The sequence below is a fragment of the Komagataeibacter saccharivorans genome, assembly GCF_004348195.1.
GTDB classification, from domain to species: domain Bacteria; phylum Pseudomonadota; class Alphaproteobacteria; order Acetobacterales; family Acetobacteraceae; genus Komagataeibacter; species Komagataeibacter saccharivorans.
In genome coordinates this window covers 2,283,815-2,295,746 of record NZ_CP036404.1, presented here as the reverse complement: position 1 = coordinate 2,295,746, position 11,932 = coordinate 2,283,815, and the positions used below count along the sequence as shown (strand labels likewise).

General features: G+C 60.3%; 13 protein-coding genes and 1 pseudogene. 9 read left to right on the top strand and 5 right to left on the bottom strand.

All coding sequences use genetic code 11. The features are described 5' to 3' along the window. Window positions 1-131 precede the first annotated feature (131 nt). The 3 genes and pseudogenes from KSAC_RS10550 (at window position 132) to KSAC_RS17825 (ending at window position 2,149) form a co-directional block, all read left to right on the top strand. A protein-coding gene (locus KSAC_RS10550) for an IS5 family transposase (RefSeq protein ID WP_207918678.1) occupies window positions 132-979 on the top strand; the annotation gives its coding sequence in 2 pieces (ribosomal slippage) (window positions 132-486 and window positions 486-979; 849 coding nt in all). Window positions 980-1,092: 113 nt separating this feature from the next. Continuing rightward, window positions 1,093-1,877, top strand: a pseudogene (locus tag KSAC_RS10545) (IS5 family transposase). Next, window positions 1,817-2,149: an integrase core domain-containing protein gene (locus KSAC_RS17825; protein WP_408884728.1), complete on the top strand. Its 333-nt coding sequence runs from the start codon at window positions 1,817-1,819 to the stop codon at window positions 2,147-2,149. Before KSAC_RS10545 ends, KSAC_RS17825 begins: the two are co-directional and overlap by 61 nt. 481 nt (window positions 2,150-2,630) lie before the next feature. On the opposite strand, the gene KSAC_RS17530 is transcribed toward KSAC_RS17825, so the two are convergent. Further along, window positions 2,631-2,759, bottom strand: a complete 129-nt coding sequence (locus KSAC_RS17530) for a transposase (RefSeq protein WP_132305347.1) — start codon at window positions 2,757-2,759, stop codon at window positions 2,631-2,633. Window positions 2,760-3,226: 467 nt separating this feature from the next. On the opposite strand from KSAC_RS17530, the gene KSAC_RS10530 reads away from it, so the two are divergent. The 6 genes from KSAC_RS10530 (at window position 3,227) to ybaK (ending at window position 8,587) form a co-directional block, all read left to right on the top strand. Continuing rightward, entirely contained in the window at window positions 3,227-4,309 is a 1,083-nt protein-coding gene (locus KSAC_RS10530; RefSeq protein WP_243705196.1) for a polysaccharide biosynthesis/export family protein, read from the top strand. 394 nt (window positions 4,310-4,703) lie between these two features. Further along, entirely contained in the window at window positions 4,704-5,108 is a 405-nt protein-coding gene (locus KSAC_RS10525) for a phosphoribosyl-ATP pyrophosphatase (protein ID WP_132305345.1), read from the top strand. 172 nt (window positions 5,109-5,280) lie between these two features. Next, the gene (locus KSAC_RS10520; RefSeq protein WP_102325122.1) at window positions 5,281-5,805 is read left to right on the top strand and encodes a CvpA family protein; all 525 of its coding nucleotides are present in this window, start codon (window positions 5,281-5,283) and stop codon (window positions 5,803-5,805) included. 51 nt (window positions 5,806-5,856) lie between these two features. Next, window positions 5,857-7,371 carry an amidophosphoribosyltransferase gene (purF, locus tag KSAC_RS10515; RefSeq protein ID WP_110547999.1) on the top strand — a complete coding sequence of 505 codons (1,515 nt, stop codon included), beginning with the start codon at window positions 5,857-5,859 and terminating at the stop codon, window positions 7,369-7,371. Continuing rightward, window positions 7,368-8,117, top strand: coding sequence for an SDR family NAD(P)-dependent oxidoreductase (locus KSAC_RS10510; RefSeq protein ID WP_132305343.1), 750 nt, complete (start codon window positions 7,368-7,370; stop codon window positions 8,115-8,117). Before purF ends, KSAC_RS10510 begins: the two co-directional genes overlap by 4 nt. Then, complete coding sequence (gene ybaK / locus KSAC_RS10505; RefSeq protein WP_132305341.1) at window positions 8,114-8,587, top strand: Cys-tRNA(Pro) deacylase; 474 nt, start codon at window positions 8,114-8,116, stop codon at window positions 8,585-8,587. Before KSAC_RS10510 ends, ybaK begins: the two co-directional genes overlap by 4 nt. 53 nt (window positions 8,588-8,640) lie before the next feature. Here ybaK and KSAC_RS10500 read toward each other — a convergent pair whose 3' ends face one another. The 4 genes from KSAC_RS10500 to xseA form a co-directional block, all read right to left on the bottom strand. Next, on the bottom strand, window positions 8,641-9,366 hold the full coding sequence (locus tag KSAC_RS10500) for an OmpH family outer membrane protein (RefSeq protein WP_102325118.1): 726 nt from the start codon (window positions 9,364-9,366) through the stop codon (window positions 8,641-8,643). A 124-nt stretch (window positions 9,367-9,490) separates the two neighbouring features. Then, complete coding sequence (locus KSAC_RS10495; protein ID WP_102325117.1) at window positions 9,491-9,898, bottom strand: DNA-binding protein; 408 nt, start codon at window positions 9,896-9,898, stop codon at window positions 9,491-9,493. Between the two features lie 157 nt (window positions 9,899-10,055). Next, window positions 10,056-10,394, bottom strand: a complete 339-nt coding sequence (locus KSAC_RS10490; protein ID WP_180967552.1) for a BA14K family protein — start codon at window positions 10,392-10,394, stop codon at window positions 10,056-10,058. A 69-nt stretch (window positions 10,395-10,463) separates the two neighbouring features. Next, window positions 10,464-11,924, bottom strand: coding sequence for an exodeoxyribonuclease VII large subunit (gene xseA, locus KSAC_RS10485; RefSeq protein WP_132305339.1), 1,461 nt, complete (start codon window positions 11,922-11,924; stop codon window positions 10,464-10,466). Window positions 11,925-11,932 lie beyond the last annotated feature (8 nt).

Genomic DNA, 11,932 nt, shown 5'->3' with positions numbered 1-11,932 from the left:
ATTCCCGCAAAAAACCAATTAGCATGAAAGAAATTTAGAAAATCATGCCATTTATTAAGAGCCTAATCCGAAAGTTTTTGAACAATACCAGCATGTTGTGATTCATCCGTCTTTGCGAAGAGATGGAGTGAATGGTGGCATGGACTGGTATTGCCCGACACGAACATAGCCGGGAGGGATTGCAATATCCATTGGATATGACGGATGCCGAGTGGGCTTTGATTATGCCGTTCGTGCCCCCGGCGAAACGAGGCGGACGGCCTCGCACGGCGGATATGCGCGAGGTTGTAAACGCGATACTCTATATCGCCTCGGGTGGGTGTGCGTGGCGTCTGCTGCCGAAATGCTTTCCACCGGTCTCGACCGTCAGGCGCTACTTTTACGCATGGCGTGATGCCGGACTGTTCGAAGCGATGAACACGGTACTGGTCATGAACCTGCGGGAGATCGAAGGGCGTGAGGCCTCCCCGAGCGCGGGCGTGATTGTAGCCAGTCGGTGAAAACCACGGAAAGTGGGGGAATTTCCGGTTATGACGCTGGAAAGAAGGTCAAAGGTCGCAAGCGCCATATTCTGACGGATACCTGCGGCTTCCTGATCTTCCTCCTTGTTCATGCCGCTGACATTCAGGATCGTGACGGGGCTGTCGATGTCCTGGCGGCAATACGCAAACACTTTCCATGGCTGCGCCACATCTTCGCCGATGGCGGCTATGCCGGTAATAAACTGCGATCCGCGCTCGCGAGCATGGGAAAATGGACGGTCGAAATCATCAGGCGATCAGACACAGCCAAGGACTTTGAAATCCTGCCTCGCCGCTGGGTGGTCGAACGAACATTCGCTTGGCTCGGTCGCTGCAGGCGGCTCGCCAAAGACTGGGAAAAGTCCATAGCCTCGTCAACAGCGTGGACTTTAAGAGACATGTTACAGAATTTAATGAACACATTCACTGATCACATGCTGGCGAATGTAAGTGTCTGACCGAAAATTAGTTAGGTTATTTCAGCGGGTTATGATTCATGGGTTTGCGAGAACCTGATGAGATCAGGATGGCCTAGACTGAAATCACCCGCGCGTAGTATCAAAGGGACGACTTGGAATATGCAAGCGACCTTCGCGATGCGGAGTGGGCGCTATTGCACCGCAGATGCCCGAGAAGAAGCGGCCGGGAAGACCACGACGTACGGATTTGCGCCGGGTCGTGGAGGCGATCCTCCATATCGTCACGACCGGCTGCCAATGGCGGCAGTTGCCCCGGCACTTTCTGGCCTTCACAACCTTACAGGGCTATTTCTACCGTTGGATCCGCAAGGAACGATGGGAAGCCATGAACCATATTCTCGTGATCCTGTCGCGTGAACAGGACGGGCGGGACGCCACGCCTTCAGTGGGCATTATCGACAGCCAGTCGGTTAAAACCGCTGAAAATGGCGGCCCACGCGGTTATGACGCGGGCAAGAAGATCAGGGACCGCAGGCGGCATATCGCAACCGACACGCCGGGTCATGTCGTGGCTGCTGTCGTACATCCTGCCGACGTTCAGGATCGTGATGGCGCGCCGCTGGTAGCAACCAGAATACGCTCATTGTTTCCCTGGCTTCGCCATCTGATCGGTGACGGGGGATATGCTGGCGAGAAGTTGCGTGGTGCGCTGGCTGAACTCGGTCGATGGACGATCGAAATCATCAGGCGTAGCGATCAGGCCGAAGGCTTCGTCGTCCTGCCCAAACGCTGGATCGTGGAGCGCAGCTTTGCATGGCCCTGACGCTGCCGCCGCCTCACGAAGGATGTCGAGGCAACAATCGCGTCATCCCACGCGTGGTTGATGATCGCCCATATCCGCAGAGTTCTGAGGAAAATCAATCAAACCGCTTTCTGATTCAGGCTCTCAACGAAACGCTGTTCACGTCCCTGACGCATGCCCGCCAGATTCTGGCTGACTGGGAGGAAGACTACAATACGGTGCGCCCACGATGGCAGGACACCGGATCAGGTCGCCAGATACGCGTCTCGGGGGCATGCCCCCCGAGACGCTTGCCATCCCATCAACCCCAAACCATAAAAACCGAGAACTCTCTTTTGAGTGGTAACAAAAAGAGGGGCACGTCATGTAGTAGAGAATATTACCATCTTAAGCATTTCAGAGCATAAACATGCGGCCGTGACAACATGGAGACGTGCGAAGATTGAGGCTTAACCCTCGCAATTCCTGATGAGCTTGTGAGGTGTGTGGCCCATGCGAAAAATCTCTTACCCATCAGCATGAGAGTAGAACCAAGCTTCGTCTGGTCGCAGGCAAGCTGACGACCTCAAGGGTGCCGCAGCAGGCTTTTTTCCCATATAGCCCTGATCAACATAAGCCAAGTTCAAGGATTTCCGTCCGTCGTATCCGAAATGGTGACAGCGAAACGTCCGACCTCGACACAATAATCGTCACGACTGCCGATATGACATGCAGGGTCTGGCAGGTAGATCTACCGTCTACCGCCAAGATGGAACCTTGATCCCTTTTTGCGTTTATCCTCCACCATATACAACGCATGATTCACTTTCCGGCGTTGAGCGGGAAGCCCGGCTGGCTATAATGGCCTCCGTAGAGGTTACACCCTACGCACCGAAAGCAATATGCAGATCAGGCCACCACTACATCGAAGCCGCCCGCCATCATCCAGCGACGGAATTGCCAATAGACCGACGACCACGAAGGAAGGTCATTCGGCATGCGCTTTAAACTAATGCTGTAGTCGATCATGTAACGCATGGTGCTGCTGCCTCCCCTCACACATCAGGACTGGATATGGGACTCAACTGATGTGCCAAAGGGATACAGGCTGTTGCCAACCCACAGTTCAGTCAATAGCGCATTGATTCACAGGGAAATATCCCTTCATAATCTTCTTTACGGCTACATCCAATATCAGATCTGGCCTTTACCTATAGTCAGTTGAAACAGAATTTGATAAAAGGCCCCACCATTTTTTCGGGGCTTTATATCCATGACGTGCTGGATGCATGCATGTGCCTTGCCTACCCTGATTACCGGCTTCACCTTAAACCTTCATCCGCGGTGTCACATTGACCATCTTCTGTTTTCCGAAAACTTTGGGCCCCGTTCCATCTAGCATGCGCAGAAAAAGACGCTTCGCGGTCGCGGGGGGGCTTCTGTTGCTATTGACCGGATGTAATTCCCTGCCTGACAGCGGTCCGACAGAAGCGCAGGTCAATCACATGCAGCGCGACCCGAAAAAGAATACGGTCGGATACGCGATCGTACAGATCAGCCCGGATCTCATCACGCTGCTCGAAAGTGAAGCCCCCCCCCAGTTCAGCAATCTGGATAGTGGAAACGCGCCGGTCCATCAAACCAGGAATGACACAATCGGCCCGGGTGATGTGCTACAGGTTGCGATATATGAAGTCGGTAGCGCGCTTTTCAGCCCCCCTCTAATTGGCATGGCGCCAGGAAATAATGCGATACCTAGCAGTTCCAGCAGTTCCAGCCTGCCGTTGCTCAGTGTCAATAGTGCCGGAAACATTACGGTCCCCTTTGCAGGTCAGGTGCATGTAGCGGGTCTGACGACCAGTCAGGCCGTTGAGGCCATCACCGCGCAACTGAAAGGCAAATCCCAGTCGCCGCAGGTCATGGTCCGTATCGCCACCGATATCGCCAATTCGGTCATGGTTTATGGCGCTGTCCAGCATCCCAGCCGCATTTCGCTGACCCCCAACCGCGAACGGATTCTGGATGTCATCGCCCTCGCCGGGGGACAGGACCATCCCGCTCAGGCGCATGAGGATTATACCGTCCGGCTGACCCGTAACGGACGCATCGCCGAGATGCCGCTGAAAACGATAGAAATTGACCCACAGCAGAACATCGTGGTGCAGCCGGGCGACCGTGTGCAATTGACCTTCCAGCCCCGCAGCTTCACGGTTTTCGGCGCCAGCGGCCGGGTTACCCAGACCCAGTTCACGACCCCGACACTGACCATGGCCGAAGCTGTCTCCCGCAATGGCGGCCCGATTGATTCGCGCGCCGATCCGAATGCGGTTTATGTGTTCCGCTTTGAAAATGCTGATATTCTGCGGCGACTGGGCATGCCAGTAGACCAGAATGCAACCACTGCGCCCATCATTTACCAGCTGGATATGATGAATCCGGCCAGTTTCTTCCTAGCACAGAAATTCATGATGCGGGATCGGGACCTGATTTATATTGCCAACTCTTCGAGCAACAAATTCTATAAATTCTTTGGCCTGATTACCACCATCATCTCCCCCGGCACATCAATGGGGGGCATAGCCCGCTGAGCGGTGACCCTGTTCATGTAATGGTGTAGGAAAATCATCGGCGACACCATTACGACGCGCCATCTGACACCGTGGAAAAGAGATATTACCATCTGGGGTTATCTCTTACCTTTTGCTCCCTGTCTTCCTCCCTGTTCAGGATCAGCTTTCCAACGCTGCCAGAAGGTGTGTCTCAGGCGGGGCAGGAAACAGGAGACGGGAAGTCGCCCCCGGATCATTTTTACCATTCCGCAATGATCAAATGCACACAATGCCAGGTGCTGGCCCTGTCCTGTCGCGTATGCAACGGATCGCAATCCAGCGCATGCCCTGCTCAATCCGACCTGAAAAAACACTGGGCCGATACGGGACGGGTCTTGTTGACCGCACGTGAAATAATCCCCATCATCGTTTCATGTCCCGCCCCCATCACACGCCAGCCAGCCAGTCGGGTGCGGCCCATGCGCTTGGCCCGTTTCAGGACCGGTCGGGCCGTGCCATCCCCGGCAAGGATACGACACAGGACCCTGCCCGCGCCCGTCGCGCGGGGCGGGCTTTTACCTGTGCGGCCGAACAGTGCGTGATGGATCTCATGACGGAAGACCGCGCGGGCCTGATCGCCCATAGTGCGGATGTGCTGGTCCATCTGCTGGAAATCTGGGCGGCACAGGCCGTCAGCCCTGAGGATGTATGGATCGAGCTTGACCGCCGCACCCGCATGGGCAACCTGCTGCTGGCCCTGAACACGACGGAGCGCAAGTCAGGCCCAGCCCTTGCGCGCAAGCGTCCGTGGAAAATTCGCACCACCAAACTGCCCTGAAACCCGACTACGTGCCCACGCGGGGAAATGGCTGGCCTCCACTTTTTTGCCTATGCGCGCTGCCATGGCGGTGGCATAAGCTGGCCGCTGGCCGAATAACGGAGAACAGTGCGACAGATGACCGGGGCCGTGCCCGTTATATGCCTGCCGACACCCAGCATAATCGGCAAGCATGAACTGGATTGACATCACAGGCATCGCCATTGTCGGCCTGTCGGCAATAGTTGGTGCAGTACGTGGATTCTCGCGCGAAGTACTGGGGCTTGCCGCCTGGGTCATGGCGACAGTGCTGGCGGTAGCCTGGTATGGCGCGCTGCTACCCTATGCCGCGCAATGGATCAGTAACCACACGCTGGCCGCCATCACGTCCTTCGTCGTGCTGTTTCTGGTCCTTCTTGTTATTTTCACCACGACTGCCCATCTGTCAGGACGGGCGGTACAGGGTTCCATCCTGTCCGGGCTGGACAGTGTGCTGGGCCTGCTGTTCGGGCTGGCGCGGGGCTATATCCTTCTTGTGGTGCTCTATGCCGGCATCACTGCCCTTGTACCGCAGGAGGAATGGCCCGATGTGATGCGCTCAAGCCGCATTACGCCCCTTATCGGCACCAGCATGGCCTATCTGAAGGCTTTCTCGCCCGATAACTTCCATGTGCATCTTGCGCAACCCGCCGGGACGCGGCATGACGCGCCCATCTGAACCTTTCGTCGGTACCCGCCGCCTCCGTCCGTCAAGGAAAGATCGCTGACCATGTCCCGCACCCGCCTCCATGCCGCTTCCGACAATTCCCCCACGCAGTCGGAACGCGACGATATCGCCGCCCAGTGGCGACACGATGATGACAAGCCGCATGAGGAATGCGGGGTATTTGGCGTATGGAACATCAATGACGCCTCCGCCCTGACGGCACTGGGGCTGCATGCGCTCCAGCATCGCGGGCAGGAAGCATCAGGCATCGTGTCGTATGACGGCACGCGCTTTCATACCCATAAGGGACTGGGACTGGTCGGGGACGTGTTTGGTGATTCCCGCGTCATGGCCACCCTGCCCGGCCACTGCGCGGTTGGCCATAACCGCTACGCCACTACGGGTGCCACGCTTATCCGTAACGTGCAGCCGCTGTTTGCCGATTTCGAATTCGGTGGCCTCGCGGTTGCCCATAACGGCAACTTGACCAATGCCGAAACCCTGCGCAAGGCGCTGGTGCGCCGCGGCTGCATCTTCCAGTCCACCACCGACAGCGAGGTGTTCATCCACCTCATCGCCATATCGCTCTACGCGAATGTGGTGGACCGGCTGATCGATGCGCTCAAGCAGGTGCTGGGTGCGTATTCGCTTATTGTCCTGTCGCGTGAGGCACTGATTGGCGTGCGTGACCCGCTGGGGGTACGACCGCTCATCCTTGGCCGCATCCGGGAGGAAAACGGCACGGAAGGCGCATGGGTGCTGGCAAGCGAGACCTGTGCTCTGGACATCGTGGGGGCCGAGTTCGTGCGCGACGTGGAGCCGGGCGAGATCGTCATCATCAATGATGACGGCATCCGTTCCCTCAAGCCGTTTGGCAGCAAGCAGTCGCGCTTCTGCGTGTTCGAATACATCTATTTTGCCCGGCCCGATTCCGTCATGGATGGCAAGGCCGTGTATGACACCCGCAAGCAGATCGGCGTCGAGCTGGCGCGCGAAAGTGCGGTGGAAGCAGATGTGATCGTACCCGTGCCGGATTCCGGTGTCCCTTCTGCCATGGGCTTCGCCGCCGAAAGCGGTATCCCGTTCGAACTGGGCATCATCCGCAACCATTACGTGGGCCGCACCTTCATCGAACCGACCGACCAGATCCGCAATCTGGGCGTGAAGATGAAACATTCCACCAACCGCCCCGTGCTGGATGGCAAGCGCGTGGTGCTGGTGGATGATTCCATCGTGCGCGGCACGACATCGCGCAAGATCGTGGACATGGTGCGCGCAGCGGGCGCGAAGGAAGTGCATATGCGCATTTCGTCGCCGCCCACCACGCATTCATGTTTCTACGGGATCGACACGCCTGAACGCGGCCAGCTTCTCGCCGCACAGCACAATGTCGAGGAAATGGCCAAGCTGATCGGTGTGGACAGCCTCGCCTTCATCTCCTTCGACGGGCTGTACCGCGCGCTGGGCTACAAGGACCGCAAGGACGCGTGCAACCGTTACTGCGATGCCTGCTTTACCGGTGACTACCCGATCGAACTGGTGGATTACGAAGCCGAACACCACCCCGAACCTGCATGAACGACCAGCCCGCCAGTCCAGACCTGCACGGGCGTACCGCCCTTGTAACCGGGGCCAGCCGCGGGATCGGGCGCGCGGTTGCCGTAGCCCTCGCACAGGCGGGGGCACGCTGCATTCTGGTGGCGCGCACGCAGGGCGGGCTGGAACAGACGGATGATCTGATCCGCCAGCATGCGAAGCAGGACGCCGTCCTGCTGCCGCTGGACCTGCTGGATGGCGAACGGCTGGATACGCTTGGTCCCTCCATAGCCCTTCAGGAAGGGGGGCTGGATATTCTGGTCCACTGTGCCGGGGAACTGGGGCTGCTTTCCCCCCTGCCCCATATCCGGCCACAGGACATGGAACGCGCGCTGCATGCAGGACCGGGCGTGACATGGCGGCTTATCCGCACGCTCGCCCCCCTGCTGGAACGTTCGCAGGCGGGACGGGCGGTTTTCCTGACGGACCGCCATGCCTGCCAGCCCGCCCCGTTCTGGGGCATGGTGGCGGCAAGCCGTGCGGCACAGGACGCCATTGTCCGGACATGGGCGCAGGAACTGCCCCCGCACAGCGCCTTACGCATCAACCTGTTTGAACCCGGCATGGTCGCCACCCGCCTGCGCCGACTGGCCATGCCCGCGCTGGATATGGCCAGCCTGACCACACCGCAGGCCATCGCCCCGCAGATCATCCGCCTGTGCCTGCCCGGTCCCCAGCCGCAGGGCTGCTACGTGCAGGCGGTGCCCGAGCCGGAGTTACATGCATGAGCAAGGCAACACCCGCCGCCGCCGCACTGGAAAAGGCAGGCATCGCATTTACGGTCATTGAATACAGATATGACCCTGCTGCCGGGCAGACGGGCAACCATGCCGCGGCCTCCATCGGGGAGGAACCAGCAAGGGTATTCAAGACGCTCATGGTTCTGGTGGACGGGAAACCGGCCTGCGTGGTGGTACCGGTGGCCGAGAGCATCAGCATGAAGAAGGTGGCTGCTACATTTGGCGGCAAGTCAGCCGAAATGATGCCGCCTGCCGTAGCCGAGCGTAACACCGGCTTCCGCGTGGGCGGCATAAGCCCGTTCGGACAGCGCCGCCGCGTGCGCACCGCGCTGGCGCAGGAAGCGCTGATGCAGCCCTATGTCATCATAAACGGGGGGAAACGCGGCTATCTGGTCCGCCTTGCCGCAGCCGATGCCATTGCGGTCACCGGGGCCATTACGGCAGATCTTCTGGCATAAATCATGCCAGCCCTGCGGTACCGGACCGCAGGGACTGGATGATCGGGTCTGTATTACTCGCCGCCGCCATTATCGCTGGGCTGGAACGGCATGACGGGGTACTTGCCGCTCTTGGCAATTTCCTCGGGGTCTTCCGTCGGTCCGGGCAGGTAGACGGTCGGCAGCGCCTGATTGAGGTAGGTCACAACCTGATCGCTGATATCAAGGCTGTTGTCATGCAGGGCGGCAGTGCCAGCCTGCAGCACCATGGTCATGCCCCGTGCCGCGGCAATGGCGCTGACGACCTGCTGCATTTCACGCTGGACCTGATTGAGGGCGACCTGCGCGTCCTCTTCAAGGATGCGGTTACGGTTGCCGAACTTGGTCCGGTCAGCCATCACACGCTTCTGCAGGTCCTGCTGCTGCTCGGGCGTGGGGGCCTTTCCCGCCTTGATGATGGACTGGCGCAGGGCCTGAAGCTGGGCATCCTCCGCCCGGACATCACGCACCAGGGCTTCGCGCCGCGTACCCAGTTCGGTCTGCAGCTTCTGCACGGCAGTGGACTGCGCCATGATCTGCTGTGTGTTGAAAATGCCGATGACAGGTGCTGCGGGCCGGGTACCGGCAGGCAGCGGCTTGAAGTCGGGCACCGGCGGCATGGGCAGGATGGGGGGGCTCTGCTGTTGCTGGTTGCCCGCATCCTGCGCCATGGCAATGGCCGGGGTCAGCGCAAGGGCCGCCCCAAAAAACGCGCCCCGCAGGCGCGCGTGTCCGGTCCGGGCCATAATGCTGCTGCGCATACCTGTCATTATCCGATCCATTATTGTTCCGCTATCGTGGTTTCTGCGTAGCGGATCGTATGGCGAAAGAACATACCCGCACAGCCAAAAAATGCATCTGCCCCGAAATGGGCGTCCTGTTGCGCTACAGCCGCCAGATCAGCGGCGTATGGGAAAGGAAAATGAGGCACAGCCCGCCGAGGAACAGCACCCGGAACCCCCGGTTCGTCCCGGTTTCCAGCAGTTCGTCACGCGTCACGATCTGCATGAAGGAATCGGAAATGCTGCCCCGCGCCGTATCGGACAGACCCGCGATCCTGCCACGCCATTCGTTACGATGCCGGGCCTGTTCGGCATGGGAGATGTTGGCGCGACGGTAGAGCGTATCCACATACGCATCCAGATCCTCGGTCCGGAACATCACTTCACGCCCGTTGCGCATGGCGGCATGCGGCCCGGCGCGCACAAGGCGCAGGCAGCGCAGCCGCAGCAGCGTAATGCCGATATATTCCGCAGCCTCAGGCAGCGACAGCATGCGCCTGAGGGGGAACATGTGCACTGTCGCCTGTGAATCACCTGTCGTACCGGATGATGTAGGGACGGTCATGGTAGCTCAAGGGTCAACCATCCCCACACGCAAAGTCAATTGGAATATGGCTCTGGTCCGACCATACCCGGTATATGACCCATACGGAATTACGCGGGCTGGTCTAGCGACAGACCCGGCGGCTGCCATCCGCCGCGATATAGGTGCCCGTCTGCGCATCGAAACAGGCATTGGCCGCGCAACTGCTGACCACGGGCGTAATGTCCGGATGTACCGTCGCCCCGATGCTGTTGGCTTCGCGCACGGCATGACCGCACAGGGGCGTGTCAGCCGGGGCGGACGGGTCATTGGTCAGGACGACACCCGGCGGGGGTGCCCCTTCTTCCCCGGTCAGGCCAGGAGCGAAACCCTGCGGCGGGATACGTCCCGGCACGGATGCCGCGGCTCCCGCCACGCGCGGGCGGGGCTGGTGCGGCTGATGCGTGCAGCCAGCCAGCGCCATGAAAACCATGCCTGTGGCGTATAGTCGTGTCCATCGTGTCATGCTGTCATATGCCTTGTCCGTAATGCGTTACAGATCGAGAATCTGCTGCGCGGCCTCACCCGATGGCAGGGGACGGGCGGCAACCTTTCCATCGGCGAAGGTCAGGACGACCTGTGCTGCCCTGCGCGCCTGCGCCGCCTGCGAAAGTGGCTTGCCCTTCCGATCCGTCACCAGCACGTAACCCCGTTCCAGCACGGCCTGCGGAGAGAGGGAAGCCAGTCGCCCACCCTCTCCCGCAAGGCGGCTGGCGCAGGCGCGCAGTTGTGACACCAGCACCGCAGGCGGTACACGCAGGCCGCCCAGCGTGGCTTCGCGCCGGTTGATGTACGCCGTCATCGCCTGCTGGCACGCCGTATCCACACGGGCGAGGTCCGCGCGGCGCAGCGCCAGGATCATCTGCGGGGCGGGCAGCCGGTCGGATGCGCTGCGCAGGCTGGCGCGCAGGTGGCGCATATGGGTGGGTAACGCCAGATCCAGCCGGTAACTCCGGTCATCCAGCCGCCGCCGGGCGCCCTCCACCACGGCGGGCAGGTCCGGCAGGCTGGCTGCCGCCCGGTCAAGACGCGCCCGGGCCAGTTGCAGGCTGCGCGCAAGACCGCTGCGCAGGCGGGCCTCACGCTGTGTCAGGCCGGCCTCAAGCTCCATGCGGACCGGCACCGCCATTTCCGCCGCCGCCGTGGGGGTTGGGGCACGGCAGTCGGATACAAAATCGATCAGGGTGGTATCCGTCTCATGACCGACGGCGGAAATGAGCGGAATGCGGCAGGCTGCCACCGCACGCAGCACGACTTCGTCGTTGAACGCCATGAGGTCTTCCAGCGAACCCCCGCCACGCGCCACGATCAGCACATCGGGACGGGGCACGCTTCCCCTGCCGTCAACAGCATCGAAACCGGCAATCGCATGGGCGATCCGTTCCGCCGCGCCTTCTCCCTGCACCGGCACCGGCCAGACCAGAACCGGAAGGGGAAAGCGGCGGGCAATGGTGGTGCGGATATCATGCAGCACCGCACCCTGCGCCGATGTCACCACGCCGATGACACGGGGCAGGAAGGGCAGCGCCCGCTTGCGCCCGGCATCGAACAGCCCTTCGGCCGCCAGCCGCAGCCGCAGGCGTTCAATGCGGGCCAGCAATGCCCCCTCGCCCGCATATTCCAGCCGGTCGATCACCATCTGGTATGATGACCGCTCGCCGTACGCGGAAATCTTGCCCGTGGCGATGACTTCCAGCCCGTTTTCGGGTTTCAGCCCGAGGCGCGAGACCGTCCCGCGCCACACGACGGAGGACAGCTTGCCCCCTTCATCCTTGAGCGAGAAATACAGATGCCCCGACGGGTAGCGCTTGAATTCGGTAATCTCGCCCCGCACGCGGATACGGCCGAACGTACCTTCGAGCGTACGGCGGATGGCGCCCGAAATTTCGGAAACCGAAAATTCAGGTGTGTTGCCGCCCATGATGGGCCCCGAGTCGGGAAACTGTTCATCCATTCGCCCAA

Bases quoted from the DNA above. Each gene is read 5' to 3' on its own strand.
- KSAC_RS17530 (WP_132305347.1), bottom strand. From the start codon at position 2,759: ATGCGTTACATGATCGACTACAGCATTAGTTTAAAGCGCATGCCGAAT.
- KSAC_RS10530 (WP_243705196.1), top strand. From the start codon at position 3,227: ATGCAGCGCGACCCGAAAAAGAATACGGTCGGATACGCGATCGTACAG.
- KSAC_RS10525 (WP_132305345.1), top strand. From the start codon at position 4,704: ATGTCCCGCCCCCATCACACGCCAGCCAGCCAGTCGGGTGCGGCCCAT.
- KSAC_RS10520 (WP_102325122.1), top strand. From the start codon at position 5,281: ATGAACTGGATTGACATCACAGGCATCGCCATTGTCGGCCTGTCGGCA.
- purF (WP_110547999.1), top strand. From the start codon at position 5,857: ATGTCCCGCACCCGCCTCCATGCCGCTTCCGACAATTCCCCCACGCAG.
- KSAC_RS10510 (WP_132305343.1), top strand. From the start codon at position 7,368: ATGAACGACCAGCCCGCCAGTCCAGACCTGCACGGGCGTACCGCCCTT.
- ybaK (WP_132305341.1), top strand. From the start codon at position 8,114: ATGAGCAAGGCAACACCCGCCGCCGCCGCACTGGAAAAGGCAGGCATC.
- KSAC_RS10500 (WP_102325118.1), bottom strand. From the start codon at position 9,366: ATGCGCAGCAGCATTATGGCCCGGACCGGACACGCGCGCCTGCGGGGC.
- KSAC_RS10495 (WP_102325117.1), bottom strand. From the start codon at position 9,898: ATGTTCCCCCTCAGGCGCATGCTGTCGCTGCCTGAGGCTGCGGAATAT.
- KSAC_RS10490 (WP_180967552.1), bottom strand. From the start codon at position 10,394: ATGGCGCTGGCTGGCTGCACGCATCAGCCGCACCAGCCCCGCCCGCGC.
- xseA (WP_132305339.1), bottom strand. From the start codon at position 11,924: ATGGATGAACAGTTTCCCGACTCGGGGCCCATCATGGGCGGCAACACA.